Source organism: Pseudomonas sp. DTU_2021_1001937_2_SI_NGA_ILE_001 (genome assembly GCF_032463525.1).
Taxonomy (GTDB): Bacteria; Pseudomonadota; Gammaproteobacteria; order Pseudomonadales; family Pseudomonadaceae; genus Aquipseudomonas.
This window is the reverse complement of record NZ_CP135971.1, coordinates 3,422,936-3,448,657: the sequence shown is the minus strand read 5'-3', so window position 1 is coordinate 3,448,657 and position 25,722 is coordinate 3,422,936. Positions and strand designations below refer to the sequence as shown.

General features: G+C 65.4%; 23 protein-coding genes. 9 read left to right on the top strand and 14 right to left on the bottom strand.

From position 1 onward, the window contains the following. Positions 1–48: 48 nt before the first annotated feature. The 3 genes from RRX38_RS14800 to RRX38_RS14790 all read right to left on the bottom strand — a co-directional run bounded on the left by RRX38_RS14800 (position 49) and on the right by RRX38_RS14790 (position 3,514). Positions 49–504, bottom strand: a complete 456-nt coding sequence (locus RRX38_RS14800; protein WP_315959733.1) for a YkgJ family cysteine cluster protein — start codon at positions 502–504, stop codon at positions 49–51. Between the two features lie 258 nt (positions 505–762). After that, on the bottom strand, positions 763–2,142 hold the full coding sequence (locus RRX38_RS14795) for a DUF3482 domain-containing protein (protein WP_315959732.1): 1,380 nt from the start codon (positions 2,140–2,142) through the stop codon (positions 763–765). Further along, positions 2,135–3,514: a DUF2868 domain-containing protein gene (locus tag RRX38_RS14790; RefSeq protein ID WP_315959731.1), complete on the bottom strand. Its 1,380-nt coding sequence runs from the start codon at positions 3,512–3,514 to the stop codon at positions 2,135–2,137. Before RRX38_RS14790 ends, RRX38_RS14795 begins: the two co-directional genes overlap by 8 nt. A 92-nt stretch (positions 3,515–3,606) precedes the next feature. Between RRX38_RS14790 and RRX38_RS14785 the strand changes: the two genes are divergently transcribed. Together RRX38_RS14785 and RRX38_RS14780 are read left to right on the top strand one after the other, a co-directional pair. Continuing rightward, on the top strand, positions 3,607–4,125 hold the full coding sequence (locus RRX38_RS14785; protein ID WP_315959730.1) for a dihydrofolate reductase: 519 nt from the start codon (positions 3,607–3,609) through the stop codon (positions 4,123–4,125). A gap of 156 nt (positions 4,126–4,281) precedes the next feature. Beyond that, entirely contained in the window at positions 4,282–5,349 is a 1,068-nt protein-coding gene (locus RRX38_RS14780) for a haloacid dehalogenase-like hydrolase (RefSeq protein ID WP_295469940.1), read from the top strand. 335 nt (positions 5,350–5,684) lie between these two features. Here RRX38_RS14780 and ilvD read toward each other — a convergent pair whose 3' ends face one another. From ilvD to RRX38_RS14765, 3 genes are all read right to left on the bottom strand, one after another. Beyond that, a complete protein-coding gene (ilvD, locus tag RRX38_RS14775; RefSeq protein ID WP_315959729.1) occupies positions 5,685–7,526 on the bottom strand; it encodes a dihydroxy-acid dehydratase in 1,842 nt (613 codons plus the stop codon). 436 nt (positions 7,527–7,962) lie between these two features. Further along, positions 7,963–9,159, bottom strand: coding sequence for a class I SAM-dependent rRNA methyltransferase (locus RRX38_RS14770; RefSeq protein ID WP_295469935.1), 1,197 nt, complete (start codon positions 9,157–9,159; stop codon positions 7,963–7,965). An 85-nt stretch (positions 9,160–9,244) separates the two neighbouring features. Continuing rightward, positions 9,245–9,784: a type 1 glutamine amidotransferase domain-containing protein gene (locus tag RRX38_RS14765; protein WP_315959728.1), complete on the bottom strand. Its 540-nt coding sequence runs from the start codon at positions 9,782–9,784 to the stop codon at positions 9,245–9,247. Positions 9,785–9,980: 196 nt separating this feature from the next. Here RRX38_RS14765 and RRX38_RS14760 point away from each other — a divergent pair, with 196 nt between their 5' ends. The 3 genes from RRX38_RS14760 (at position 9,981) to RRX38_RS14750 (ending at position 12,138) form a co-directional block, all read left to right on the top strand. Next, entirely contained in the window at positions 9,981–10,847 is an 867-nt protein-coding gene (locus RRX38_RS14760; RefSeq protein WP_315959727.1) for an HDOD domain-containing protein, read from the top strand. A gap of 24 nt (positions 10,848–10,871) precedes the next feature. Beyond that, a complete protein-coding gene (mutM, locus tag RRX38_RS14755) occupies positions 10,872–11,684 on the top strand; it encodes a bifunctional DNA-formamidopyrimidine glycosylase/DNA-(apurinic or apyrimidinic site) lyase (protein ID WP_315959726.1) in 813 nt (270 codons plus the stop codon). A 112-nt stretch (positions 11,685–11,796) separates the two neighbouring features. Then, positions 11,797–12,138 carry a multidrug transporter gene (locus RRX38_RS14750; protein ID WP_315959725.1) on the top strand — a complete coding sequence of 114 codons (342 nt, stop codon included), beginning with the start codon at positions 11,797–11,799 and terminating at the stop codon, positions 12,136–12,138. Between the two features lie 240 nt (positions 12,139–12,378). Here RRX38_RS14750 and ggt read toward each other — a convergent pair whose 3' ends face one another. The 4 genes from ggt to RRX38_RS14730 all read right to left on the bottom strand — a co-directional run bounded on the left by ggt (position 12,379) and on the right by RRX38_RS14730 (position 16,525). Beyond that, complete coding sequence (gene ggt, locus RRX38_RS14745) at positions 12,379–14,082, bottom strand: gamma-glutamyltransferase (protein ID WP_315959724.1); 1,704 nt, start codon at positions 14,080–14,082, stop codon at positions 12,379–12,381. A gap of 54 nt (positions 14,083–14,136) precedes the next feature. Next, positions 14,137–14,388, bottom strand: a complete 252-nt coding sequence (locus RRX38_RS14740) for a YfhL family 4Fe-4S dicluster ferredoxin (RefSeq protein ID WP_295469921.1) — start codon at positions 14,386–14,388, stop codon at positions 14,137–14,139. A 119-nt stretch (positions 14,389–14,507) separates the two neighbouring features. Then, positions 14,508–14,990, bottom strand: coding sequence for a pantetheine-phosphate adenylyltransferase (coaD, locus tag RRX38_RS14735; protein ID WP_295469918.1), 483 nt, complete (start codon positions 14,988–14,990; stop codon positions 14,508–14,510). Positions 14,991–15,118: 128 nt separating this feature from the next. Beyond that, positions 15,119–16,525: a coniferyl aldehyde dehydrogenase gene (locus RRX38_RS14730; protein ID WP_315959723.1), complete on the bottom strand. Its 1,407-nt coding sequence runs from the start codon at positions 16,523–16,525 to the stop codon at positions 15,119–15,121. A gap of 216 nt (positions 16,526–16,741) precedes the next feature. Between RRX38_RS14730 and RRX38_RS14725 the strand changes: the two genes are divergently transcribed. Beyond that, complete coding sequence (locus RRX38_RS14725; protein WP_315959722.1) at positions 16,742–17,596, top strand: sulfurtransferase; 855 nt, start codon at positions 16,742–16,744, stop codon at positions 17,594–17,596. Between the two features lie 39 nt (positions 17,597–17,635). Here RRX38_RS14725 and RRX38_RS14720 read toward each other — a convergent pair whose 3' ends face one another. The 4 genes from RRX38_RS14720 to RRX38_RS14705 all read right to left on the bottom strand — a co-directional run bounded on the left by RRX38_RS14720 (position 17,636) and on the right by RRX38_RS14705 (position 22,153). Further along, positions 17,636–18,658: a hydrolase gene (locus tag RRX38_RS14720; RefSeq protein WP_315959721.1), complete on the bottom strand. Its 1,023-nt coding sequence runs from the start codon at positions 18,656–18,658 to the stop codon at positions 17,636–17,638. 92 nt (positions 18,659–18,750) lie between these two features. Next, complete coding sequence (gene rsmD, locus RRX38_RS14715) at positions 18,751–19,335, bottom strand: 16S rRNA (guanine(966)-N(2))-methyltransferase RsmD (RefSeq protein ID WP_295469907.1); 585 nt, start codon at positions 19,333–19,335, stop codon at positions 18,751–18,753. Beyond that, entirely contained in the window at positions 19,335–20,804 is a 1,470-nt protein-coding gene (locus RRX38_RS14710; RefSeq protein WP_315959720.1) for a pitrilysin family protein, read from the bottom strand. The genes rsmD and RRX38_RS14710 overlap by 1 nt, the downstream gene beginning before the upstream one ends. After that, complete coding sequence (locus tag RRX38_RS14705) at positions 20,801–22,153, bottom strand: M16 family metallopeptidase (RefSeq protein ID WP_295469902.1); 1,353 nt, start codon at positions 22,151–22,153, stop codon at positions 20,801–20,803. Before RRX38_RS14705 ends, RRX38_RS14710 begins: the two co-directional genes overlap by 4 nt. Positions 22,154–22,473: 320 nt before the next feature. Between RRX38_RS14705 and ftsY the strand changes: the two genes are divergently transcribed. The 3 genes from ftsY to ftsX are packed head-to-tail and all read left to right on the top strand — an operon-like array spanning position 22,474 to position 25,672. Next, positions 22,474–23,973, top strand: a complete 1,500-nt coding sequence (gene ftsY / locus RRX38_RS14700; protein ID WP_315959719.1) for a signal recognition particle-docking protein FtsY — start codon at positions 22,474–22,476, stop codon at positions 23,971–23,973. Then, positions 23,970–24,641, top strand: a complete 672-nt coding sequence (gene ftsE / locus RRX38_RS14695; protein ID WP_295469898.1) for a cell division ATP-binding protein FtsE — start codon at positions 23,970–23,972, stop codon at positions 24,639–24,641. Before ftsY ends, ftsE begins: the two co-directional genes overlap by 4 nt. Further along, positions 24,638–25,672 (top strand): permease-like cell division protein FtsX, encoded by a 1,035-nt coding sequence (ftsX, locus tag RRX38_RS14690; RefSeq protein ID WP_315959718.1) that lies wholly within the window; start codon positions 24,638–24,640, stop codon positions 25,670–25,672. Before ftsE ends, ftsX begins: the two co-directional genes overlap by 4 nt. Positions 25,673–25,722: the final 50 nt, after the last annotated feature.

Below are 25,722 nucleotides of genomic sequence, written 5' to 3'. Positions count from 1 at the left end.
ACCGGGGGCGTTTTCGTTTGTGCGGGTGGAAGGTTCGGCTTCAGCGCATCAGAAATCCAGCGATACGCGGGTCGGACCACGGCTCACCGCAGAGTTGGCGTTCTTTTCCGCCGGCTTGGGCTTGTAGGCGCAGTAGCCGGGGCGCGGGCCGATCTTCGGGTGGTTGCGGCAGGTGTCCGGGCGCTTGTCGTAAATGGTGCACAGGCGGCTCTTGCGGTCCAGGTACAGGCAGTCGTTGTTGCTCATGCGCTGCAGGGTGAAGATGCCGGTCTTCTGGTTGAAGCGCTCGATGATGCCTTCCTTGAGCAGGCGCTTGGCGATGTTCTTCGGCGGCTCACCCTGTTCGAACTCGTCGACGATGCCGATGCGGATCAGGTCCTTGATCTTCACTTCGACCGGCAGGGTGCAGCAGGTGGACATGCAGCCCCCGCACATGTGGCTGGAGTACTTGGCCCAGGTTTCCAGGCGGTCGAGTTCGGCGGCGGCGATCAGGGTGGGTTTCATTCTGTTTTCTGGGTGGTCATCACGGGCGCGGGATCATACCGGCCCGCCGGGGTTTGCGGTAGGCAGTGCAAGCACCCTTGGTCGCCTGGCAGGCAGAAATCCGGTCACAGAGCGGCTTTAGCCGCAATACCGTTCGACTAAGCGCTGTGCGACCAGGTAGGAGCGGCTTCAGCCGCGAAGCGACCGCCTGTTCACAACAAATGCAGTGAATTTCCTGGCGCTTTCGCGGCTAAAGCCGCTCCCACCGGTTGTCGCGGCTCATGAGGCTTGTAGCACTTCAGCCAGGCGTTCACGGGCTTCCTGGCGTTCGGCCTGGCTGGGTCGCGCATGCGGGTTCAGGCTCGACCATTGCGGATGGGCGCGTGCCCGGCGCAACGGGGCGGGCAGCTTGCCGGTACGCCATTGGGTGTCCTGCGGTGTCTCCAGCTCGATGCGCTGCATCGCCGCATGCCCACGCGCGTCGAGCGCCAGCAGCAATTGCCGCTGCCGCAAGGCCAGCAAACGCAGCACGGCGTCGTCCACGGTCAGCTCACGTTCGCCCTTGAGCTTGCCGAGCAGGCGGTTGCCGTAGCCCTTGGCGGTCAGCAGCGCGCCGCCGGCAATGGCCCCGGCCAGCGCTGCTGCACCCAGGGTCAGGCCGCCGACCAGCAGGTCCACCCCGGCACCGGCTGCCGCCCCTGCCGCTACGCCACCGCCGACCCGTACGCCCAACAGGCGCAGGGTCTCGGGGTTGAACAGATCGTCGCCCCAACGCCCGTCGAGCAGCGGCAGGTCGCCGGTCGAGGCGTCCTGGGGGCGAAAGGCATAGAGCTGCAACAGCGACTCGACGCACTGCTGCTCACGTTGACGCACGGCCTGATGCAGCGCCTCGATGGCCTGGCGTTCGGGGTCGGCCTGCGCCGGCACACTGCGCCGGCTGGCGGCACAGTCGATCAGCAAGTCGGCGATCAGCCGCGCTGCGGCATGGCGCCTGGCCTGGCGCTGGGTTTCCAGGTCGCTGATCAGGCGCTCCAGTTGGGGCCGGGCGTTTTCCAGCAACAGCGCCAGGCTTTCGTACAACCGGCGCTCGCCGTCCTGCGGGGGCGCCACGCTGTCGAAGCGCACCAGGGCATGCAGGCCCAGGCGCGACAAGGCCTCACGCCAGTCCGCTTCGCGGGCCTGGGGGCGGCTGACGAAATTCAGTACCGGCAGCAGCGGCTTGCCACACCCGGCGAGAATCGCCAGTTCGTCGCGGTACTTGGCCAGCACCGGCTCGCGGGCGTCGATGACGTACAGACCGGCGTCGCAGGCCAGCAACTGGCGCAGCACCTTGGCTTCCTGCTCGAAGCGTTGGCGCGCCTCGCTGCCCTGCAGAAAGCGCTGCAACCGCGCCGGGCCGTCCAGGCGCTCGCCCTGGGTGCTGCGCTCCAGGTAGTCGAGCAGGTCGATGGCGTCTTCCAGCCCTGGCGTGTCGTACAGCTCCAGCAGCGCCTGGCCGTCGACGGACAGGCGTGCACCTTCCACATGGCGGGTGGTGCTCGGGCGATGCGACACCTCGCCAAAGCCCACGTCGCGGGTCAGGGTGCGCAGCAGCGAGGTCTTGCCCACGTTGGTGTGGCCGACCACGGCCAGCTTCAGCGGGCGATGTGCGTCAGTCATGGCCGCTCTCCAGCCAGTTCATCGGGGCCTGGGTATGGCCAGGCAGTTGCAGCGCTTGCAGGGCGTCCTGCCAGTCGCCCAGGCGTTCGGTATCCAGCTGCTGCCCGGCGGGGGCCGGCAGCAGCCACACGCGGGTCTGCCCGGCATTGCGCGCCAGTTCGGCGAGCAGCGCCAGGCTGCCGCGGTCGGGTGAGCGGCGCGGATCGCAGGCGATCAGCAGGCGCGCCGGAGGGTTCTGGGTCAGTTGTTCGAGCAGGCGATGGCGCGACTCGCGGCTGTCCAGCACACCGGCGTCAGCCACCTGTGCAGCCTGTGCCGGTGGCCAGGGCTGCTGATCGTCCAGCTCCAGGGCGACCATCAGCGCGCTGCCCTCGGCCAGCTTCGCCGTGGGGCGTGGAACTTCATGCAGCCGGGCCGGTGCGGCGTCGCTGACGCCCAGGCGTTCGCTGGCCGGCATCAGACGCTCGCGCAGGTGCTGGTAGGCCGGGTCGTCGAGGTCCAGGCTCAGGGCCTGGCGACCGCGGTGCCAGCGCCACAGGCACAGCAGGGTCAGCAGCAGGCGCGGCAGGATGCCGTAGATCAGCAGCACCCCGACCAGCCAGCCGGCCCAGACCTGGCGCGCATCGTCTAGACCGGCGGGACCGTTGCCACTGGCGCGAATGGTCTCGGCGTCGGGCACGCTGAAGCCCAGCCAGGCGGGCAGGGTGCCCAGTCGTTGAGTAAGGCTGACGAAGGTGTCGCTGCCCAGAATGGTGGTTTCCCAGACGAAGCCGTAGCGCCGCGTGGCCATCATCGCCAGCAGTACCACCAGTGCGCTGAGCAGCGCCAGCAGCCACAAGCCGTTGCTCAGCAGGCCCAAGGCCCAGCGCTCCAGGCGCTGGCGTTGCAACAGTAGTAAAAGGGCGGGGGCCAGTTGCACGGCCTGGGCGTCACGCGCCAGGCGACCGCTCAGCCACAGCCACAGCTGCCCGAGGCTGGCACCGGCATGCCGGCTCAGCAGCATGCCCAGGGTCCAGGCCAGCAACAGCAGCAGGTTCAGGCCCAGCAGGCTGCCCACGGCGCGAAACACATTGATCGAGCCGGGCGTACCACCCAATGCGGCGAAGGCCAGGCCGGCGCCGCTGGCCAGGGCGAACAGCGCCAGGGCCAGCAGTGCCAGGCGTGCGCCCTGTTTCCAACGGCGCAGGGCCGCGAGCATGCCATCGCGCTCGGCCAGCCAGTGGGCTCGTTGTTGCAGGCGCGTGGCGAAGTCACCACCGGCGGCGCGTGCCTGGCGGCTGGCCTGCTGATCGTCGAGGGGGCCAGCCTGGGCTTCGCGCAGGCGCACCGCTTCGGTCAGCCACAAGGAGTCGAGAGAATTCGGGGCAGTCACACAGCGTCCCTTGGCAGAAAACGGACAGGCAGCATAACCGCTGTGATAGGCCTTTAGGGTACGAGTTCCTTCGCTCTGGTATGCTCGCCGGCATGAACAGACAGCTCCCCCTCAGCCTGATCGCCGCCCTGGGTGAAAACCGGGTGATCGGCATCGACAATTCCATGCCCTGGCACCTGCCGGGGGACTTCAAGTATTTCAAGGCGACCACCCTGGGCAAGCCGATCATCATGGGCCGCAAGACCTGGGATTCGCTGGGCCGTCCGCTGCCGGGCCGGCTCAACCTGGTGGTCAGCCGCCAGAGCGGGCTGCAACTGGAAGGTGCCGAGGTCTATGACTCGTTGCCGGCCGCCGTGGCACGCGCCGAGCAATGGGCAGCCGAGCAGGGCGTCGAGGAAGTGATGCTCATCGGTGGCGCACAACTCTATGCCGAAGGCCTGCCGCATGCCGACCGCCTTTACCTGACCCGCGTCGAACTGAGCCCGGCCGGCGATGCCTGGTTCCCCGCGTTCGATACCGCACAGTGGCAACGGGTCTCGACCCAGGCCAACCCGGCCGAAGGCGACAAGCCGGCCTATCACTTCGAGGTGTGGGAACGCCGCGCAGGCTGATTCACATTTCTGCCATCAAATTGTCGTTTTTGCCGTGTGCTGTCGCTATCGACCATGTCGCTGGCGTATTTGGCAACGAAGCGGTCGTCCAGGCGCGCTAACTGTCATGCAATTTTGTTACGGTCCTGCCTTTGTCATGAAAAGGGGATGTCTGTGATGAAGTTTCAGCCAAGACTGTTAGCCAGCGCACTCTGCCTTAGCCTGGGCTTCGCCCTGGCCGGTCCGGCGTCTGCCACCGAGTTGAAGCATTGGCCCGAGCCGGCCGCCAAGGCGCTGGACGCGATGATCGCGGCCAATGCCAACAAAGGTAACTACGCGGTGTTCGACATGGACAACACCAGTTACCGCTTCGACCTCGAGGAATCGCTGCTGCCCTATCTGGAAAGCAAGGGCCTGCTCACCCGCGAGAAGCTCGACCCTTCGCTGAAGCTGATCCCCTTCAAAGACACCGCCGAGCACAAGGAAAGCCTGTTCAGCTACTACTACCGCCTGTGCGAGCTGGACGACATGGTCTGCTACCCCTGGGTGGCCCAGGTGTTCTCCGGCTTCACCCTCAAGGAGCTGAAAGGCTACGTCGACGAGCTGATGGCCCTGGACAAGCCGATTCCGGCGACCTACTACGACGGTGACCAGGTCAAGACCCTGGAAGTCAGCCCGCCCAAGGTGTTTACCGGGCAGACCGAGCTGTACAACAAGCTGATGGAGAACGGCATCGAAGTCTACGTGATGACCGCCGCCTCCGAAGAGCTGGTGCGCATGGTCGCGTCCGATCCCAAGTATGGCTACAACGTCAAGCCGGAGAACGTCATCGGCGTGACCACCCTGCTCAAGGATCGCAAGACCGGTGAGCTGACCACCGCCCGCAAGCAGATCACCGACAAGAAGTACGACCCCAAGGCCAACATGGACCTGGAGCTGACCCCTTACCTGTGGACGCCGGCAACCTGGATGGCCGGCAAGCACGCGGCGATCCTGACCTACATCGACCAGTGGAAGAAACCGGTGCTGGTGGGCGGCGACACCCCGAGCAGCGATGGCTACATGCTGTTCCATGATGTGGACGTCAACAAGGGCGGCATCCACCTGTGGATCAACCGCAAGGACAAGTACATGAACCAGCTCAACGGCATGATCAAGGCCAACGCCGAGGCCCAGGCCAAGGAAGGTCTGCCGGTGACGGCGGACAAGAACTGGGTGATCGTCAAGCCGGACGAGATTCAGTAACCGCTGTTCGCCTGGGCTGCTTGCTCGGCTGTCGATGTTGTGGGAGCGAGCTTGCTCGCGACGGCTGCGTCACGTTCACAGCAAATACATGGGTTTTGCTGACCTGTTCGCGAGCAAGCTCGCTCCAACAAAAACCGGGAAGTGCTTGATCGAACTGCATCGCGGTTAAAACCAATGCTGTTCGCTTAAGCGGCATGTGACCCGGTGGGAGCGGCTTTAGCCGCGAAAGCGCGAGGAGCCTAACTGAACTGTATTGCGGTTAAACCCACTCCTGCGGGAAACGAGGCATAAAAAAACCGGCGCACCAGGCGCCGGTTTTTCATGTCGCTGCAACCTTACAGGCCGTCGAGCATGGCCTTGTTGCGCACTGCGCCCTTGTCGGCGCTGGTGGCCAGCAGGGCATAGGCCTTGAGCGCCGTGGTCACCTTGCGTGGGCGTACTTCGACCGGTTTCCAGCCTTTCTTGTCCTGTTCCACGCGACGCGCTGCCAGCTCTTCGTCACTGACCAGCAGGTTGATCGAGCGGTTGGGGATGTCGATGAGGATCTTGTCGCCGTCGCGCACCAGGCCGATGGCGCCGCCGGAGGCGGCTTCAGGCGAGGCGTGGCCGATGGACAGGCCCGAGGTGCCGCCAGAGAAACGGCCGTCGGTGAGCAGGGCGCAAGCCTTGCCCAGGCCCTTGGACTTCAGGTAGGAAGTCGGGTAGAGCATTTCCTGCATTCCCGGGCCGCCTTTCGGGCCTTCGTAACGGATGATCACGATATCGCCGGCCTTCACTTCATCGGCGAGGATGCCGCGCACCGCGCTGTCCTGGCTTTCGAAGATCTTCGCGTTGCCTTCGAACACGTGGATCGACTCGTCGACGCCGGCGGTCTTCACTACGCAGCCGTCCAGCGCGATGTTGCCGTACAGCACGGCCAGGCCGCCTTCCTGCGAGTAGGCGTGCTCGACGCTGCGGATGCAGCCGTTCTCGCGGTCGTCGTCCAGGGTTTCCCAGCGGGTCGACTGGCTGAAGGCGGTCTGGGTCGGGATGCCGGCCGGGCCGGCCTTGAAGAAGGTGTGCACGGCTTCATCGTTGGTTTGGGTGATGTCCCACTTGGCAATGGCTTCTTCCATCGAGGCGCTGTGCACGGTCGGCAGGTCGGTGTGCAGCAGGCCGCCACGGGCCAGCGAACCGAGGATGCTGAAGATGCCGCCGGCGCGGTGCACGTCTTCCATGTGGTACTTCTGGATGTTCGGCGCCACCTTGCACAGCTGCGGCACCTTGCGCGACAGGCGATCGATGTCGCGCAGGTCGAAGTCGACCTCGGCTTCCTGGGCGGCAGCCAGCAGGTGCAGGATGGTGTTGGTCGAGCCGCCCATGGCGATGTCGAGCATCATGGCGTTCTCGAACGCCTTGAAGTTGGCGATGTTGCGCGGCAGTACCGACTCGTCGTTGCCCTGGTAGTAGCGCTTGCACAGCTCGACGATGGTGCGCCCGGCGGTGAGGAACAGTTGCTCACGGTCGCTGTGGGTCGCCAGGGTCGAACCGTTGCCCGGCAGCGCCAGGCCCAGGGCTTCGGTCAGGCAGTTCATCGAGTTGGCGGTGAACATGCCGGAGCACGAACCGCAGGTCGGGCAGGCACTGCGCTCGTACTCGGCGACCTTCTCGTCGCTGGCGCTGGAGTCGGCGGCGATGACCATGGCGTCTACCAGGTCCAGGCCATGGTTGGCCAGCTTGGTCTTACCGGCTTCCATCGGGCCGCCGGAGACGAAGATCACCGGAATGTTCAGGCGCAGCGCGGCCATCAGCATGCCGGGGGTGATCTTGTCGCAGTTGGAGATGCACACGATGGCATCGGCGCAGTGCGCGTTGACCATGTATTCCACGGCGTCGGCGATGATCTCGCGGCTCGGCAGCGAGTACAGCATGCCGTCATGGCCCATGGCGATGCCGTCATCCACGGCGATGGTGTTGAATTCCTTGGCCACGCCACCGGCGCGTTCGATCTCGCGGGCGACCAGCTGACCGAGGTCCTTGAGGTGCACGTGGCCCGGTACGAACTGGGTGAAGGAGTTGGCGATGGCGATGATCGGCTTCTTGAAGTCGTCATCCTTCATGCCCGTGGCGCGCCACAGGGCACGGGCGCCGGCCATGTTGCGGCCGTGGGTGGAGGTCTTGGAACGGTAATCAGGCATTTGTAGCACTCCGGCAATACAGGCTAATCAGTCGGGCACCTTTGAAAACCACCGGCGTGGTCATCGCGGCGTTGAAACCAGGCTCGCGCTGACAGCCTCGCCGGTGTTTTCAGGGGTGCCTATCTAGGGGAGTGAGCTTCTGTGGGTCCACACGCACGAGGGCGTTGATCGCATGCAGTGAAAAACCGAAGGCCACGGGATCGCCGTGCACTCGGCCTGAGCTCATAAACCCGCCGGGGATGACTGGCGATGAATGCCGCCGATTCTACACCGCTGGCGCCTGCTTGGCATGACGTCTGATCGACAGGTGAAAATTCACCGAACGACCTGTCGATTTTGCTGGCAGGGCTTTTGCGAAGCGCCTTCAGACACCCCGCAAGACGAGGCTGAGGTGCCCGGAGCGCATCGGGCTCCGGGTGGCTGGAGTGCCGGACGCTCAGCTGTTGGGCAGCAGCCGGCAGGTGATGCTCTTGATGTAGCGGGTCTCGTGGATCGCCGGGTGTACCGGATGGTCCGGGCCCTGGCCGCCGCGTTCGAGCAGCTGCATGTTGCGGTCCAGGTGGCGGGCGCTGGTCAGCAGGATGTTGTGCAGGTCGTCCTCGGGCAGGTGCATCGAGCACGAGGCGCTGACCAGGATGCCGTCCTTGCTGAGCAGGCGCATGGCCTGTTCGTTCAGGCGGCGGTAGGCGCCTTCACCGTTCTTCAGGTCTTTCTTGCGCTTGATGAAGGCCGGCGGGTCGGCAACGATCACGTCGAAGCGCTCTTCAGCGGCTTTCAGTTCCTTCAGGGCTTCGAACACGTCGCCTTCGATGCAGGTGACCTTCTCTGCGAAGCCATTCAGCGCGGCATTGCGCTCCACGCCGTCGAGGGCGAAGCCCGAGGCGTCCACGCAAGTCACTTCACTGGCGCCGAAGGCCCCGGCCTGAATACCCCAGCCGCCGATGTAGCTGTACAGGTCCAGGACCCGCTTGCCCTTCACATAGGGCGCCAGGCGCGCACGGTTCATGCGGTGGTCGTAGAACCAGCCGGTCTTCTGGCCGTCGAGCACCGGCGCTTCGAACTTCACGCCGTTCTCTTCCAGGGCTACCCATTCCGGCACCGCGCCATAGACGGTCTCGACGTAGCGGTTCAGGCCCTCGGCATCGCGGGCGCTGGAGTCGTTCTTGAACAGGATGCCGCTGGGCTTGAGCACCTGCACCAGGGCGGCGATCACGTCATCCTTGTGCTGTTCCATGGTCGCCGAAGCCAGTTGCACCACCAGGATGTGGTCGAAGCGGTCCACCACCAGGCCTGGCAGCAGGTCCGAGTCGCCGTACACCAGGCGGTAGAACGGTTTGTCGAACAGCCGCTCGCGCAGCGACAGGGCCACGTTGAGGCGGTGCACCAGCAGCGACTTGTCCAGTGGCAGCTTGATGTCGCGCGACAGCAGGCGGGCGCAGATCAGGTTGTTGGGGCTCATGGCGACGATGCCCAGGGGTTTGCCGCTGGCCGCTTCCAGCACGGCCTGGTCACCGGCCGCGAAGCGGTTCAGCGGGGTGGCCGCCACGTCGATCTCGTTGCTGTAGATCCACAGATGGCCGGCGCGCAGGCGGCGGTCGGCATTGGCTTTGAGGCGCAGGCTGGGCAGAGACATCACGTCGCTCCGGAAAAAAGGGCGTGATTATAGCGCGTCATCCCGGCCGTTGGCCGGGATGCGGGCAAATTAGCGGGTGTGCCGGTCAGGCAGACAGCGCCTCGATGATGGCGGTGTTGAACGCCTCGATGTCGTCGGGCTGGCGGCTGCTGATCAGGTTGCCGTCGACCACCACCGGCTTGTCGACCCAATGGGCGCCGGCGTTGGCCAGGTCGTCCTTGAGGGTCTTGTAGCTGGTCAGGGTCTTGCCTTTGACCAGCTCGGCGGAAATCAGCAGCCAGCCGCCGTGGCAGATCACCGCAATGGGCCGGTTCTGACCGTTGACCAGGCGTACGATGTGCTGGGCGTCGGCATCCAGACGAATGGTATCGGAGTTCATCACGCCACCGGGCAGCACCACGGCATCGTAGTGTTCGTCCTTGGCCTGGGCGAAAGTGCGGTCCACCGGAAAGTCGTCGGCCGGTTCGTCGTGGTTCCAGCCTTTCACCTGCCCGGCTTTGGCAGAGAGAATTTCCGTCCGCGCACCGGCCTGCTCGAGGGCCTGTTTCGGGCCGGTAAGCTCGACCTGTTCGAAACCATCGGTTACCAGAAATGCAACACGCTTGCCTTGCAGGGAGTTGGACATGGGGATCTCCTGTCTCGGGTGACTGGGGCCTTGACCGGCAGCGGCCAGGGCTATACTCGCAACCATGCACCGTGTGGTGCGTACGTTAATTCCGAAGCGTGGCTACGACCAAAGTTCAGAAAAAATCCCGCCGTTTGATGATGGACCCATTCTCAATATGGGGGCAGAATCCAGGCTTGGTCCCGAGTAATGAGCTATGTCCCAAGAGCTGACCCCCGAGCAGATTCAGCAAGCCCTGCAAGGCATCACTGTTCCCGCGCAACCGCAGATCCTCGTCGACCTGCAGATGGAGCAGTACATGCCCGACCCCGATCTGGGCGTCATCGCCAAGCTGATTTCCCAAGACCCAGGCCTGTCCGGGGCGTTGCTCAAAATCGTCAATTCGGCGCACTTCGGCCTGTCCAACAAGATCGCCTCGATCGAGAAGGCGGTTAACCTGCTCGGCAGCCGTACGGTGATCAACCTCATCAACGCCCAATCGATCAAGGGCGAGATGAGCGACGAGACCATCGTCACCCTCAACCGCTTCTGGGACACGGCCCAGGACGTGGCCATGACCAGCCTGACCCTGGCCAAGCGCATCGGCTCGCAGACCGTTGACGAATCCTATGCGCTGGGCCTGTTCCACGACTGCGGCGTGCCGCTGATGCTCAAGCGCTTTCCGGACTACATGCAGGTTCTGGAAAACGCCTACGCCAATGCCAGCGCCGAGTGCCGGGTGGTCGACACCGAGAACGCGGCGTTCGACACCAACCATTCGGTGGTCGGCTACTACACGGCCAAGTCATGGCGCCTGCCCGAGCATCTGTGTTCGGCCATCGCCAACCATCACAATGCCCTGGCGATCTTCCAGGACGAGTCCAACAGCAACACCCCGCTGAAGAACCTGCTGGGCCCGCTGAAGATGGCCGAGCACATCTGTCAGTCCTTCCAGGTACTGGGCAACCAGGACGTGGACCATGAATGGGATGTCGTAGGGCCGCTGGTGCTCGATTACGTCGGGCTGTCCGAATACGATTTCGAATACCTCAAGGAAAGCATCCGCGAGCTGAGCGGTCATTGATCTGCCAGACGCACCGAATTTCTCATGCCTGAATTGCCAGAAGTCGAAACCACCCGCCGCGGTATCGCCCCGCACCTGCAGGGCCAGCGCGTCAGCCGGGTGATCGTGCGTGACCACCGCCTGCGCTGGCCGGTGCCCGAGGACCTGGATGTGCGCCTGTCCGGTCAGCGCATCGTCGAGGTGGGCCGGCGCGCCAAGTATCTATTGATCCAGGCCGAGGTCGGCACCCTGATCAGCCACCTGGGCATGTCCGGCAACCTGCGTCTGGTCGAGGCCGGACTGCCGGCGCTCAAGCACGAGCACGTGGACATCGAGCTGGAGTCCGGCCTGGCGCTGCGCTACACCGATCCGCGCCGCTTCGGCGCGATGCTCTGGAGCCTGGACCCGCACAACCATGAACTGCTGGCGCGCCTGGGTCCCGAGCCGCTCACCGAACTGTTCGACGGCGCACGGCTGTACGAGTTGTCACGCGGCAAGTCGATAGCGGTCAAACCCTTCATCATGGATAACGCGGTGGTGGTCGGGGTCGGCAACATCTACGCCACCGAGGCGCTGTTCGCTGCCGGTATCGACCCGCGTCGGGAAGCCGGGAGCATTTCCCGGGCGCGTTACCTGAAGCTGGCCATCGAGATCAAACGCATCCTCACCTATGCCATCGAGCGCGGTGGTACGACATTGCGGGATTTCATCGGTGGCGACGGCAAACCCGGCTATTTCCAGCAGGAACTGTTCGCCTACGGGCGTACCGGGCAACCGTGCAAGGTCTGTGGCAGTCTGTTGCGTGAGGTGAAGCTCGGCCAGCGTGCCAGCGTCTACTGCCCGAAGTGTCAGCGCTGAGAGCATGCCGTGACATTTCGCGGGTTCGCTTGTGGCAAAGCGGCCTTGCTTAACCGGGTTGGCTGTTTATAGTTAGCCCTTGCCTGCGCAATGCCTACGCAAAGGAGCCCGCATGAGCCCGTTTCGCCTTCTCGCTGCCACCCTGGCCCTGTCCTTCGGACTGCAGGCCATGCCGGCCATGGCTGCGTTCGACCGCCCCGATGCCATGGGCGACCCGATCTACACCATTCAGAACCCTCCGGCGTACGCCATGATCGGCGACCTGCTGATCGCTCGCCCGCTGCTGATCGCGGCCACGGTGGCGGGTGCCGGGCTGTTCGTCATTGCCCTGCCGTTCACCGCTACCGGTGGTGGCATCGGTCGTACCGGCAAGGCCTTGGTGGTCGACCCGGCCAAGGCGGCCTTCGTGCGCTGCCTGGGCTGTACCGGCGACGGTTACAACAAGCAGGAGTGACGCCCGCTCACTAGGTTTTGTACGAAAAGTCGGCGAGCGAAGGTCAGGCAAGGCGCAACGAGCAAAGCGAGTAACAGCCGCAGGCTGACCCGAAGGGCGAGCGCCAGCGAGTCAAAACAGGCGAGGAACGGTCGGAGTCGCGGGCGACTTTACTGGTGTAAATGAGCATTCCGACCGGGCTGGCGATCCAGCCTGTTTTTAACGCAGCATGGCCGAGCGCAGGCACTTTTCGTACAAAACCTAACGCGGGCCGAACACCTCGGCAACCCCTTCGCCGCGAGGGTCGCTGGCCACCTGCACCTGGCGGCTGTGCTTGTCCCACAGCAATACCTGCTGGTTACCGTAGCTGTCGGCGGTCTGCTTCAGGCTATAGCCACGCTTGCCCAGTTCTTCCCTGATCTCTGCGCTGAGCGCGCCAGGCTCGTACTCCACCACGTCTGGCAGGTACTGATGGTGGTAGCGCGGGGACGCCGCCCACTGGGCAATCGGCTGGCCGTCCAGGTATTGCAGCATCGCCAGCAGCACCATGCTGGGAATACGGCTGCCGCCCGGCGTGCCGAACGCGGCGAACTGCTCGGGGCTTTCCAGGAAGCTGGGGCTCATGCTCGACAGCGGGCGCTTGCCGGCGGCAATCGAGTTGGCCTGGCTGCCAGCCAGGCCGTAGGCATTGCGGCCTTGCGGGTCGGCGGCAAAGTCATCCATTTCGTCATTGAGCACCACGCCGGTGCCCGGTACGGTGAAGGCCGCACCGAATGGCAGGTTGATCGACAGGGTGGCGGCCACTGCGTTGCCTTCGCGGTCGATGACCGCAAAGTGCGTGGTGTGGTCGCCTTCACGCCACTCGGGTGCCGGTGGCAGTTCCTTGCTGGGGGTGGCGCGCTGCGGATCGATGCCTTTGGCCAGGCTTTCCAGATAGCCGCGGTCGAGCAGGTGCGCAATGGGGGCGCTGACGAAGTCCGGGTCGCCCAGTTCGCCCCGGTCGCGATAGGCGCGGCGCAGCACTTCCAGCACGTAGTGGATGCGCTGGCTGCCCTGGGCTTGGCGCCACGGCAGCTGTTCGAGCATGGTCAGGCTCTGGGCCAGGGCCACGCCGCCAGCAGAGGGCGGAGGGGCGCTGACCAACTCGCGCTGCTCGGCCAGCGTCCAGCGCAGCGGCGCGCGGGTAGCCACCTGATAGTCCTGCAGGTCTTGCGCTGTCCAGATTCCGCCGGCCTGCTGCACACCTTGCAGCAGGGCCCTGCCAGTGCTGCCGGCGTAGAAACCATCGCGTCCGTGAGTGGCCAGGCGGTTGAGGGTATCACCCAGTTCGTGCTGCACGATCAGGGTACCCAGCGGCGGTACCTCGCCGTTGACCAGGAACAGCCGGGCACTTTCCGGGTCATCGCGCAACGCGGCCAGGCGCATGGTGGCGCGCTTCTGGTAGATGCGGTCTACGGGAAAGCCGTTGTAGGCCCGGATGATGGCCTCTTTCAGGGTCAGGTCCAGCGGCAGCTTGCCGTAGCGCTCGGCCAGCTCCACCAGTGCGGCGGGCAGGCCGGGGATGGCGGCGGCCAGAGGGCCGTCCAGCGACAGGCGCGGCTGTACTTTGCCGTCGCGGCGGTACAGGTCATAGGTGGCCTTGAGTGGCGCCTTTTCCCGTGCATCGATGAATTGGTAGGCAGGCTTTTCGCCGCCTTCGCGCAGCAGGAAGAAGCCGCCACCGCCCAGGCCCGAGCCATAGGGCTCGACCACCGCCAGGGTGGCGGCAATGGAGATGGCGGCGTCGAAGGCATTGCCGCCCATGCCGATGGTCTGCTCACCCGCCTCGGTGGCCATGGCGTGGGGGCTGGCGATGGCCGCCTGTTCGGGGCGCGGAAACGCCTGGCTGGCCTGGGCGGCGAGGGCGCAAAGCAACAGCACGGCGCCGTGCAGGAGAGGGCGGGGTCGTTTCGGGATCAACAGCATGCGGTCCTTGCTGGGCGGCAGACGACTGGCCGCGGCGGGGGCTCGTTGCCGGTATCAGGCCTTGCCGGTGAGGCGCATGTATTTGGCCATCAGCTCGTCCTTGCTCTCGACATGGTTGTCATCCAGCGGGATGCAATCCACAGGGCAGACCTGCTGGCATTGCGGTTCGTCGTAATGGCCGACGCACTCGGTGCACAGGTTCGGGTCGATCACGTAGATCTCTTCACCCTGGGAAATCGCTTCGTTCGGGCACTCTGGCTCGCAGACGTCGCAGTTGATGCAATCGTCGGTGATGATAAGGGACATGCAACACTCCTGCCGCGGGCGCATCCGGGCATATGAAAACCGATGCGGCGAATTGTGCCGCATTAGGTCTCGGGATGCACCTTGAGGTTTCTACGGGTATTGCCCTGCGCGGCCTGCTTTCAGCTGCGCTTGAAGCGCTCGGTCAGTGCCTGGGCGACCGCCGGGTGGACGAACTTGTCGATATCACCGCCCAACGCCGCGATTTCTCGCACCAGGGTCGAGGAAATGAACGAGTAGCGCTCCGACGGAGTGAGGAACAGGCTTTCGATGTCCGGTGCCAGTTGGCGGTTCATGTTGGCCAGCTGGAACTCGTATTCGAAGTCCGACACCGCGCGCAGGCCGCGCAGCAGGATGTTCGCCCCTTGTTCCTTGGCAAAGTGCGCCAGCAGGGTGGAAAAGCCCAGTACCTGGACGTTGGGCAGGTGACGGGTGACTTCCTGGGCCAGTTCGACGCGTTGTTCGAGGGGGAACAGCGGGTTCTTCTTGGGGCTGGCCGCCACCGCGATGATCACGTGATCGAACAGGCGCGAGGCGCGTTCGACCAGATCGCCGTGGCCCTTGGTGATAGGGTCGAAGGTGCCTGGATACAAAACTCGGTTCATCGCATCGTCCTGCCGGCAGTGCATTGAGGGACTCGGATGGTAGCGCACGCGCGCCCGCGCGGCCAAGTCGCGGGCTTCAGGACCTGTGTCGTATTGCGCCGATTATCGGACAACCTCGAAGCGGCCCATCAGCGCAACAGCAGCCAGCGTACCAGGCGCTGCAAGGGCCCCCCGTAGGGCGGATACATCAGCCGCGCGAGGTTAAGGCGCGGCTTGACCAGCACCGCCTTGGCCTTGCTGAAGGTCAGGAAGCCTTCCCTGCCATGGTAATGGCCCATGCCCGAAGGGCCGATACCGCCGAACGGCAGGTCGTCCTGGGCGACGTGCTGCAGGGTGTCGTTGATGCACACGCCACCGGAGTGGGTACGCGCCAGCACCTGCTGCTGTTCATCGCGGTCGTACCCGAAGTAGTAGAGCGCCAACGGTCGCGCGCGCCGGTTGATCCAGTCCAGCGCCTGGTCGAGGTCGTCATAGGGCACGATGGGCAGCAGCGGGCCGAAGATCTCTTCCTGCATGACCTGCATGTCGTCGCTCACCTCCAGCAGCAGGGTCAGTGGCATGGCGCGCCCTGCCTCGGGCTGCAAGGGCAGGATGCGCGCGCCCTTGGCGGCGGCGTCCTCCAGGTAGCCCACCAGGCGTGCCTGCTGGCGAGCGTTGATGATCGAGGTGCGGTCCGGATTGCCGGCTGTCTCGCGATGCGCCGGGTATAAGCGCTGCAGCGTGTCGCGCAGTGCCCCGACCAGTGCTTCGACCCGCTCTCTGGGCGCCAGGATGTAATCCGGCGCCACGCAGGTCTGGCCGGCGTTGAGGGTCTTGCCGAATACCAGGCGCTCGGCCGCGTCGTGCAGTGGCACGCTGCGTGACACGATGGCCGGTGACTTGCCGCCCAGCTCCAGGGTCACCGGCACCAGGTTCTCGGCAGCGGCACGCATCACCTGCCGACCCACGCTGGTGGCCCCGGTGAACAGCAGGTGATCGAACGGCAGGCGGGAAAAAGCGACGCCGGTTTCGATATCACCGAGCGCCACGTAGACCAGGTCTTCAGGAAAGATCTCGGCCAGCAAGCGCTTGAGCAGCAGCCCGGTGGCGGGGGTGGACTCGCTGAGCTTGAGCATGACCCGGTTGCCGGCGGCCAGGGCTCCGGTCAGCGGGCCGATGGCCAGGAACAGCGGGTAGTTCCAGGGCACGATGATGCCGACCACCCCCAGCGGCTGGTACATGACCCGTGCCGTGGCGGGTTGGAACGCCAGGCCCACATGGCGCCGCGACGGCTTCATCCAGCGCCCCAGGCGGCGCCGTGCATCGCGGATGCCCATCAGGCTGGGCAGCAATTCGGCCAGCAGGGTCTCGTCGGCGCTGCGATGCCCGAAGTCCTGGCTGATCGCCTCGACCAGGGCCTGGCGCTGGGCGCGCAGTTGCCTGCCCAACTGCAGCAGCCATTCACGGCGTTGCGCGGCCGACGGCAGCGACTGGGCGGCAAAGGCCAGGCGTTGCTGGTGCAGGGCGTTTTCCAGGAGGGACGCAGGATGGGGCATGGCAGCTTCCAGGAGGCTAGATGCCAGCACTTTACAACGCCCCGCGCCTGCCTGGCAGCCTGGCGAGCCCGCGCAGACCAAAGGCCAGTCGACGCCAGACCCTGCCGCGGCCTATGCTCGACGCATCGACATGCCGAGGCCGCGCCCGTACGGGATCATGTCAGGCCCGATGCTGTCCCACGTGAATGTGGTTTTCTGCCTACAGGAGTTCGTTCCATGCCGCTTGCGCAATTGATCAGCCCCCGAGAACTGGCTGCCCGGCAGCAGGATCCCAAGCTGGTGATCCTCGACTGCCGGTTTGCCCTGGACGACAGCGACTACGGGCAGCGCAGCTATGCCCAGGGGCATATCGACCGTTCGTCGTTCGCCGACCTGGAGCGCGACCTCAGCGGGCCGGTGATCAAGGGCAAGACCGGGCGCCATCCGTTACCGGCCCCCAAGGCCCTGATCGAGCGCCTGCGTACCTGGGGCATCGATAACGACAGCACGGTGGTGCTCTACGACGATGGCCCCGGTGCCTACGCTGCCCGCGCCTGGTGGCTGCTGGCCTGGCTGGGCAAGCGTGATGGCGTGTTCATCCTCGACGGCGGGCTGAAGGCCTGGCATGCCGCCGGCCTGCCACTGAGCCTGGACCCGCCGGGCAACCAGCCGGGGCACTTCCAGGGCGAGCCGGATGCGGCGCTGGTGTTGAGCGCCGAGCGCCTGCACAAACGTCTGGGGCGCGCGGGGCTGACCTTGATCGACGCACGTGCCGAGCCGCGCTTTCGTGGCGAAGTGGAGCCCATCGACCCGGTGGCCGGGCACATTCCCGGCGCGCAGTGCCTGCCATTCACCGACAACCTCGGCCCTGACGGGCGCTTCCTGCCGCCTGAACGGCTGCGGGAGCGTTTCGCCGCCGCCTTGGGTGAACGCTCGCCCACCGAACTGGTGGCCTACTGTGGCTCGGGCGTAACGGCCTGCCACAACCTGTTCGCCATGGCCCTGGCCGGCTACCCGCTGGGCACGCTGTATGCCGGTTCATGGAGCGAGTGGATCAACGACTCTTCCCGGGAGATCGCCACCGGCGCCTGAGCGAACTTCTGTAATCGGACGGTATTGCGGCTCAAGCCGCTACCGGTCTTGCTGCAGGCTGGCCTGCAGCCACTGCGGGATGCGCCGTTCCAGGTAGTAGCCGGGCTGTTTCAGCGAGCCTTCGACAAAGCCCACATGGCCGCCCTTGGTCTGCAGTTCGAAGTCGATGCATGAGGCCAGTTCCGCTGGCTCCGGCAGGCTGTGGGCGAACACGAAGGGGTCGTCCAGCGACTGGATGACCAGCGTGGGCGTGCGCACCTGGCCCAGGTAATAGCGGCTGGAGGCGCGGCGGTAGTAGTCCTGGGCATCGACGAAGCCGTGCAGCGGTGCGGTGACCCGACCATCGAAGTCCCAGAAGGTGCGCAGGTCCTCCAGCGAGCCCAGTGCTGCCAGTTCCGCCAGCCCCTCGCTGAGCCCCTCATGCTGGAAGCGGCGCTGCTTTTCGCGCACGTAGGTGATCATTTCGCGAATGAAGTGCCGCTGATAGATGCGCGAAAAGCCCTGGCCGATACGGTTGGCGCATTGGTCGAGGCGAAACGGCACGGACACCGCCACCGCGCCCTGCAGTTGGCTGTTCTCGCCGCTTTCGCCCAGGTACTTGAGCAGGACATTGCCGCCCAGCGAGTAGCCCACCGCGTACAGCGGCGCCAAGGGACGCAGGCTGCGCAGATGGTCGATCACGGCGGCGAGGTCTTCGCTGGCGCCGGAATGATAACTGCGCGGGCGCAGGTTCGGTTCTCCGGAGCAACCGCGCCAGTTCAGCGCCGCACTGGCCCAACCCAGACTCGCCATGGCGCGTTGCAGGCCGACCACGTAGGGCGAATTCGACGAGCCGGTCAGCCCGTGCAGCACCAGCACCAGCGGCGTGTGAGCCTCATGCGGGCCGTGCCAGTCGAGGTCGAGAAAGTCGCCATCTTCCAGCCACAGGCGTTCGCGCTGTCGCGGCAGCGGCGCCTGGCGGCGCAGCAGAGGGCCCCAGAGAGTCTGCAGGTGCGGATTGCTCAGCCCGATGGCGGGGCTGAAGGGGCGGGCGGGGGCATGATGCAGGGAAAGTGCTGGCATGCGGGGGACCGTCTGTTGGGCAAGTGCTCACGTTGCCACCAAAGCGACCCGGTGTCAGCCGACACCGGGCTATCGGTCATGGCAGTGTCGCTTCAGCCGCGCTGCCACAAGGCGTAGTACACCTGGCCGGCTTTTTTCTCACGGTGCAGCCGCCAGTTGGCCGGTAGGCCGGTGGCGGATGGCGGGGTCTCGCTTTCGGTGTAGATCCACGCCCGCTCGTTCAGCCAGCCGCGGCTTTCCAGCAGGTTGCAGGCGTCGGCCAGCAGCCCCTGGTGGAAGGGCGGGTCGAGGAACACCACGTCGAAGGCTTCGGCCGCCGCGCTTTCCAGGTGACGCAGGGCGTCGGCCTGGGCGTACTGGCCGTTCTCGCATTTGAGCAGCGCCAGGTTCTGGCGCAGGCTGGCGATGGCCGCCGGGTTGGTGTCCAGCGCCAGGCCGGCCTTGGCACCCCGCGACAACGCCTCGAAGTACAGCGCACCGCTGCCGGTGAACAGGTCCAGCACTCGCGCGCCGACGATGTAGGGCGCCAGCCAGTTGAACAGCGTCTCGCGCACCCGGTCCGGGGTCGGGCGCAGGCCCGGCCCATCGGGGAAGCTCAGCTTACGGCTGCCCCATTCGCCGGCGATGATGCGCAGCTGGCCCTGGCCGTTGTGCGCTTTTGCTCTTGGGTTGGCCATCAATGCTCCGGAACGCCGACAGGCTGCCGGGCGGGTTTGTCAGTGGGGGGCGGCAGCGGCTTCTGCGCCACGGTCGGGCCGACGGTGACGATCACCATCTTGTCGGCGCTGAGGTGTTTGTTCATCGCCGCTTTCACCTGCTCGACGGTCACCGCTTCGGCCTGGTTCAGGTAGTCCTCCAGGAAGGTCAGCGGCAGGTCGTAGAAGCCGATGGCGCCCAGTTGCGCGGCAATCGCCGAGTTGCTGGCTGCCGACAGTGGGAAGCTGCCAGACAGCTCACGCTTCACGTCGTCGATTTCCTTCTGGGTCGGGCCCTTGTCGAGGAATTCGCGCACCTGGTCCTGCACCAGCTTGAGGGTGTTTTCGCTCAGCTCGGCACGGGTCTGCAGGCCGATGGTGAACGGGCCGGGCACGCGCATGCCGGTGAAGCCGGACGACACGCCGTAGGTCAGGCCGCGTTTTTCCCGCACTTCGGTCATCAGCCGGCTGCCGAAGCCGCCACCGCCGAGCACCGAATTGCCGACGCTCAGCGCCGCGTAATCCGGGTCGTTACGGCTGATGCCCAGTTGCGCCAGCATCAGGTGGGTCTGGTTCGACGGGAACTCGATATGCGTCACGCCCGGCTTGGGCTCGGTGGGCTCCGGCAGCTTGGCCATGGCCGGCCCTTTGGGCAGCGCGGCGGACACCTGCGCGGCGATGGCTTCGGCCTCGCTGCGCGACAGGTCGCCGACCAGGGCGATCACCGCGTTGCCACCCGCGTAGGCCTTGGCGTGGAAGGCCTTGAGCTGGGCCTGGGTAATGGCGCTGATGCTCTTGGGGTTGCCGTCGCTCGGGTGGGCGTACGGGTGGTTGCCGTAGAGCTTCTCGAACAGCGCCTTGCTGGCGATCACGCCGGGGTTCTGCTTCTGGTACTCGAAGCTGGCCAGCAGCTGGTTCTTGATACGCGCCAGTGAGGCGCTCGGGAAGGTCGGCTGGCCGACCACTTCGCTGAACAGCTTCAGGGCCGGATCGCGCTTGCTCTTGTCGCTCAGGCTGCGCAGCGACACCATGGCCATGTCACGGTATGAGCCGTTGTCGAAGTCCGCACCCAGGCCTTCGAAGCCCTGGGCGATGGCGGTGACGTCCTTGCCCTTGACGCCTTCGTTGAGCATGGCGTTGGTCAGCAGGGCGAGGCCGGGCGTGTTCTGGTCCTGACTGCTGCCGGCGGCGAAGATCAGGCGCATGTCGAACATCGGCAGCTCGCGGGATTCGACGAACAGCACCTTGGCGCCCTCGGCGGTTTTCCAGCTCTGGATGTTCATTTCGCGGCGTGCCGGTGGCTTGCCGTCGAGTTCCTTGAGCGATTGCAGGTTCTGCCCCAGTGGCGCATCAGGGCTGGCGGCGTCGTCGGCGCGCACGGGCAGCGCCACCAGGGCGCTGAGCGAAGCGGCCAGCAGCAGGCCGGGCAGGGCGTGTTTGCGCATCATCATTTGGCCTTCTCCTCAGGCAGCACGTGCGCAACGCTGAGGCGCTCACGGGTGAAATAGGTCTTCGCGGCGTTCTGGATGTCTTCGGGGGTGACGGCTTGCAGCGCCGCCAGTTCTTCGTCGATGAGCTTCCAGGACAGGCCCACGGTTTCCAGCTGGCCGATGGTGGTGGCCTGGCTGGTGATCGAGTCGCGCTCGTAGACCAGGCCGGCGATGACCTGGGCACGCACGCGCTCCAGCTCTTCGTTCGACGGCGCCTTGGTCTTCAGTTCATCGAGCAGGCGCCAGATGCCGGCCTCGACATTGGCCAGGGTCTTTTTCTTCTGCACGTTGGGGGTGGCGCTGATCAGGAACAGGCTGTCGCCGCGGGCGAAGGCGTCGTATTGCGACGACGCGCCGGAAACCAGCTCTTCGCCACGTTCCAGGCGGGTCGGGATGCGGGCGCTGTAGCCGCCGTCGAGCAGCGCGGCGATCAGGCGCAGGGCCTGTACCGAACGCGGGTTTTCGGCGGTGGCCAGGCTCGGCACATTGAAGCCGTAGAGCAGGCTGGGCAGTTGGGTCTGTACATGCAGGGTGATCTGCCGCTCGCCCGGTTCGGCCAGCTCCAGTGGCCGGTTGGCCGGTGGCACGTCGCGACGCGGGATCGGGCCGAAGTAGCGCTCGGCGAGGGTCTTGACCTCGTCGGGGGTCACGTCGCCGACCACCACCAGGGTGGCGTTGTTGGGGGTGTACCACTGCTCGTACCAGTGACGCAGGTCCTGCACCGTCATGCGGTTGAGGTCGGCCATCCAGCCGATGGTCGGCGTGTGGTAGCCGCTGGCCGGGTAGGCCATGGCCTTGAAGCGCTCGTAGGCCTTGCTCAGCGGTTTGTCATCGGTGCGCAGGCGGCGCTCTTCCTTGATGACTTCGATCTCGCGGCTGAACTCGTCTGCCGGCAGCTTGAGGGTGGCCATGCGGTCGGCTTCCAGCTCCAGCGCCACGCCCAGGCGGTCGCGAGCCAGCACCTGGTAGAACGCGGTGTAGTCGTCGCTGGTGAAGGCGTTCTCTTCGGCGCCGAGGTCGCGCAGGATCAGCGAAGCCTCGCCCGGGCCGGTCTTGCTGCTGCCTTTGAACATCATGTGCTCGAGCGCGTGGGACAACCCGGTGTGGCCCGGTGCCTCGTAGCTGGAACCGACCTTGTACCAGACCTGCGAGACCACCACGGGCGCGCGATGGTCTTCGCGGACGATGACTTTCAGGCCGTTGTCGAGGGTGAATTCATGGGTAGGTTGCGGATCGGCTGCCAGGGCAGCCAGGGGCAGGCAGAGGGTACTGAGCAGCAGGCCGGCGGCACGGCGGGCGAAAGCGTTCATTCGTCATTCAAACCTGTAGGGCGACCCTGGGACTTAGCGTCGGCAGGCACGGGGGTGTTAGGATACTGATCCGTTTGCGGCGCAAACAACCCTCACGGCCTGCGGGCACGTGAAACTTGTTTAAGGTGCAGTGTGAAACGTGGCTGCATCGGGTGACGTGTCGTTAAATAGCGGCTCGGCCCTGTGCGCCCAGGCACGCTTCGACCGTACCGTGCCAGAACCGCCGAATGAACAAGCAGCCCATAACGCAGTCTGTTTGGCATGTCAGCATTTTCCGAAATGCCCTCTGGCGTTTCGCTACTTTGAGATAGCCGTCCTCCATGTTTGGTTCCAACGACGACAAGAAGACCCCAGCGGCCGCTGGCGAGAAGAAGGGCCTGTTCGGCTGGTTCCGCAAGAAAGCCCCGGAATCCGCGCCGACGCCCGAAGAAACCCCCGTCACCCAGCCTGATCCACAGCCTGCCGAAACGCCGGCCATGGCTTCCGAAGCCCCGGCGGTCGCGACGCCGGTTGCCGAAACCGCTGTCGAGCCGTCGCCGTCCGAGGCTCCGACCGAGACGGTGGCGCCGGCCGACCTGTCCTGGCTGACCCGTCCGGTCGCCGAGGAGTCGGTGGCTCGCGTCGATGAACTGACACCGCCGCCAGCGCCGCAGGTCCCGGTGACTGCCGAGCCGCCGGTAGTGGCTGAGCCGCCCCACGCGCCCGAAGTGCGTGAGCCGGAGCTGGCCGAACCGGCCCCGGTTGCCGACGCCGCGCCAGTCGCCGAGCCTGCACCTGCACCTGCACCTGCACCTGCACCTGCACCTGTGGCCGAGGTACCCGCTGTCGCCGAGCCCGCGCCGGTCGTGCCTGCCGCCGTCGTGCCTGCACCCGCTGCCGAGCCTGCCAAGGCCGGCTTCTTCGCTCGTCTCAAGCAGGGCCTGTCGAAAACCAGTGCCAGCATCGGCGAAGGCATGGCCAGCCTGTTCCTCGGTCGCAAGGCCATCGACGATGACCTGCTGGAAGAGATCGAGACCCGCCTGCTGACCGCCGACGTCGGTGTCGAGGCCACCTCGGTGATCATCCAGAACCTCACCCAGAAGGTCGCCCGCAAGCAATTGACCGACGCGGGCGCGTTGTATCAGTCGCTGCAGGCCGAGCTGGCGGCGATGCTCAAGCCTGTCGAGCAACCGCTGGTCATCGACACCTCGCGCAAGCCGTACGTGATTCTCGTGGTCGGCGTGAACGGCGCCGGCAAGACCACCACCATCGGCAAGCTGGCCAAGCGCCTGCAACTCGATGGCAAGAAGGTCATGCTCGCCGCCGGTGACACCTTCCGTGCCGCCGCCGTCGAGCAGCTGCAGGTGTGGGGCGAACGCAACCAGATCCCGGTGATCGCCCAGCACACCGGTGCCGATTCCGCCTCGGTGATCTTCGACGCCGTGCAGGCCGCCAAGGCGCGCAACATCGACGTACTGATCGCCGATACCGCCGGGCGCCTGCACACCAAGGACAACCTGATGGAAGAGCTGAAGAAGGTGCGCCGCGTGATCGGCAAGCTGGACGCCGAGGCGCCCCACGAGGTGTTGCTGGTGCTCGATGCCGGTACTGGCCAGAACGCCATCAACCAGGCCAAGCAATTCAACCAGACCGTTTCCCTCACCGGCCTTGCCCTGACCAAACTCGACGGCACGGCCAAAGGCGGGGTGATTTTCGCCCTGGCCAAGCAGTTCGGCCTGCCGATTCGTTACATCGGCGTAGGCGAGGGCATCGACGACCTGCGCACTTTCGAGGCCGAACCCTTCGTTCAGGCCCTGTTTGCGGAGCGTGAACATCCATGATTCGTTTCGAGCAGGTCGGTAAGCGTTACCCGAACGGTCACGTCGGGTTGCATGAGCTGAGCTTCCGGGTACGGCGTGGCGAGTTCCTGTTCGTCACCGGCCATTCGGGGGCGGGTAAAAGCACGCTGCTGCGTCTGCTCCTGGCCATGGAGCGCCCGACCTCGGGCAAATTGCTGCTGGCCGGCCAGGACCTGGGGCAGATCAGCACTGCGCAGATCCCCTTCCTGCGTCGGCAGATCGGCGTGGTATTCCAGAACCACCAGTTGTTGTTCGACCGTACGGTGTTCAACAACGTCGCGCTGCCGCTGCAGATTCTCGGCCTGTCCAAGCCGGAGATCGCCAAGCGCGTCGACTCGGCACTGGAGCGCGTCGCCCTGGCCGACAAGGCCGCACTGTTTCCCGGCGACCTGTCCACCGGCCAGCAGCAGCGCGTCGGTATCGCCCGCGCCATCGTGCATCGGCCAGCCCTGCTGCTGGCCGACGAACCCACCGGTAACCTCGACCCCCGCCTGGCAGCAGAAATCATGGGTGTATTCGAAGACATCAACCGCCTGGGCACCAGTGTGCTCATCGCCAGTCACGACCTGGCCCTAATCGCCCGCATGCGCCATCGCATGTTGACCCTGCAGCGCGGCCGCCTGATCGGTGATGGGGAGGCCGGGGCATGAGCAACTCGCCACGCAGCGCCACCAAGATCGCAGACCGCGCCGCGGCCCGGGCCGCCGAGCAAGAACCGCAACGCCAGAAGCGTGGTGGCCATGACGACGACGGGCCGGACTTTTCCACGCTGCTGGCCGCCTGGGTGGAAAGCCACCGCGCCAGCCTGCTCGACAGCCTGCGTCGGCTGGGCAAGCAGCCCATCGGCAGTTTCTTCACCTGCCTGGTGATGGCCGTGGCCCTAAGCCTGCCCATGGGCCTGTCGCTGCTGTTGAGTAACGTCGAGCGGCTGGGCGGCTCCTGGCAGCGCGCCGCACAGATTTCCGTGTACCTGAACCTGGACGCCGGCAGCGCCGAAGGCAACCGCCTGCGCGAGCAGATCAAAGCCATGCCTGGCGTGGCCGAGGCTGAATATGTCAGCAGTGAACAGGCGCTGAAGGAATTCCAGAAGGACTCCGGCCTGGGCGAGGCGCTCAAGGAACTGCCGAACAACCCGCTGCCCGGCGTGGTGGTGGTCACTCCTGAAGAAGTCGACAAGGCCGCACTGGAGGCCCTGCGCACGCGCCTGGCCGAGCTGCCCAAGGTGCAGCAGGCGCAGCTCGACCTGGTCTGGGTGGAGCGCCTGGCGGCGATTCTCAAGCTGGGTGACCGCTTCGTCTTCGGGCTGACGGTGCTGCTGGTCGCGGCACTGCTGCTGGTGATCGGTAATACCATTCGCCTGCACATCGAGAACCGCCGCACCGAGATCGAAGTCATCAAGCTGGTGGGCGGCACCGACAGCTATGTGCGTAGGCCGTTTCTCTACATGGGCGCGCTGTATGGCATTGGCGCCGGGGTGTTGTCCTGGGGGGTACTGGCCTTTGGCCTGAACTGGCTCAATGAGTCGGTCATCGACCTGGCCGGCCTGTATGGCAGCGACTTCGCCCTGACTGGCGTACCTGTTGCTGATGGTTTCTCGCTCTTGCTTGGAGCGGTGTTCTTGGGTTATATCGGTGCGTGGATTGCAGTCGCTCGCCACCTGAGCGAGCTGGCACCGCGTTAAATCAATAGTGTTCCAGTCTGTTTATTTTTTGATCAATTGGCTTTGGGTCA

Bases quoted from the DNA above. Each gene is read 5' to 3' on its own strand.
- RRX38_RS14800 (WP_315959733.1), bottom strand. From the start codon at position 504: ATGAAACCCACCCTGATCGCCGCCGCCGAACTCGACCGCCTGGAAACC.
- RRX38_RS14795 (WP_315959732.1), bottom strand. From the start codon at position 2,142: ATGACTGACGCACATCGCCCGCTGAAGCTGGCCGTGGTCGGCCACACC.
- RRX38_RS14785 (WP_315959730.1), top strand. From the start codon at position 3,607: ATGAACAGACAGCTCCCCCTCAGCCTGATCGCCGCCCTGGGTGAAAAC.
- RRX38_RS14780 (WP_295469940.1), top strand. From the start codon at position 4,282: ATGAAGTTTCAGCCAAGACTGTTAGCCAGCGCACTCTGCCTTAGCCTG.
- ilvD (WP_315959729.1), bottom strand. From the start codon at position 7,526: ATGCCTGATTACCGTTCCAAGACCTCCACCCACGGCCGCAACATGGCC.
- RRX38_RS14770 (WP_295469935.1), bottom strand. From the start codon at position 9,159: ATGTCTCTGCCCAGCCTGCGCCTCAAAGCCAATGCCGACCGCCGCCTG.
- RRX38_RS14765 (WP_315959728.1), bottom strand. From the start codon at position 9,784: ATGTCCAACTCCCTGCAAGGCAAGCGTGTTGCATTTCTGGTAACCGAT.
- RRX38_RS14760 (WP_315959727.1), top strand. From the start codon at position 9,981: ATGTCCCAAGAGCTGACCCCCGAGCAGATTCAGCAAGCCCTGCAAGGC.
- mutM (WP_315959726.1), top strand. From the start codon at position 10,872: ATGCCTGAATTGCCAGAAGTCGAAACCACCCGCCGCGGTATCGCCCCG.
- RRX38_RS14750 (WP_315959725.1), top strand. From the start codon at position 11,797: ATGAGCCCGTTTCGCCTTCTCGCTGCCACCCTGGCCCTGTCCTTCGGA.
- ggt (WP_315959724.1), bottom strand. From the start codon at position 14,082: ATGCTGTTGATCCCGAAACGACCCCGCCCTCTCCTGCACGGCGCCGTG.
- RRX38_RS14740 (WP_295469921.1), bottom strand. From the start codon at position 14,388: ATGTCCCTTATCATCACCGACGATTGCATCAACTGCGACGTCTGCGAG.
- coaD (WP_295469918.1), bottom strand. From the start codon at position 14,990: ATGAACCGAGTTTTGTATCCAGGCACCTTCGACCCTATCACCAAGGGC.
- RRX38_RS14730 (WP_315959723.1), bottom strand. From the start codon at position 16,525: ATGCCCCATCCTGCGTCCCTCCTGGAAAACGCCCTGCACCAGCAACGC.
- RRX38_RS14725 (WP_315959722.1), top strand. From the start codon at position 16,742: ATGCCGCTTGCGCAATTGATCAGCCCCCGAGAACTGGCTGCCCGGCAG.
- RRX38_RS14720 (WP_315959721.1), bottom strand. From the start codon at position 18,658: ATGCCAGCACTTTCCCTGCATCATGCCCCCGCCCGCCCCTTCAGCCCC.
- rsmD (WP_295469907.1), bottom strand. From the start codon at position 19,335: ATGGCCAACCCAAGAGCAAAAGCGCACAACGGCCAGGGCCAGCTGCGC.
- RRX38_RS14710 (WP_315959720.1), bottom strand. From the start codon at position 20,804: ATGATGATGCGCAAACACGCCCTGCCCGGCCTGCTGCTGGCCGCTTCG.
- RRX38_RS14705 (WP_295469902.1), bottom strand. From the start codon at position 22,153: ATGAACGCTTTCGCCCGCCGTGCCGCCGGCCTGCTGCTCAGTACCCTC.
- ftsY (WP_315959719.1), top strand. From the start codon at position 22,474: ATGTTTGGTTCCAACGACGACAAGAAGACCCCAGCGGCCGCTGGCGAG.
- ftsE (WP_295469898.1), top strand. From the start codon at position 23,970: ATGATTCGTTTCGAGCAGGTCGGTAAGCGTTACCCGAACGGTCACGTC.
- ftsX (WP_315959718.1), top strand. From the start codon at position 24,638: ATGAGCAACTCGCCACGCAGCGCCACCAAGATCGCAGACCGCGCCGCG.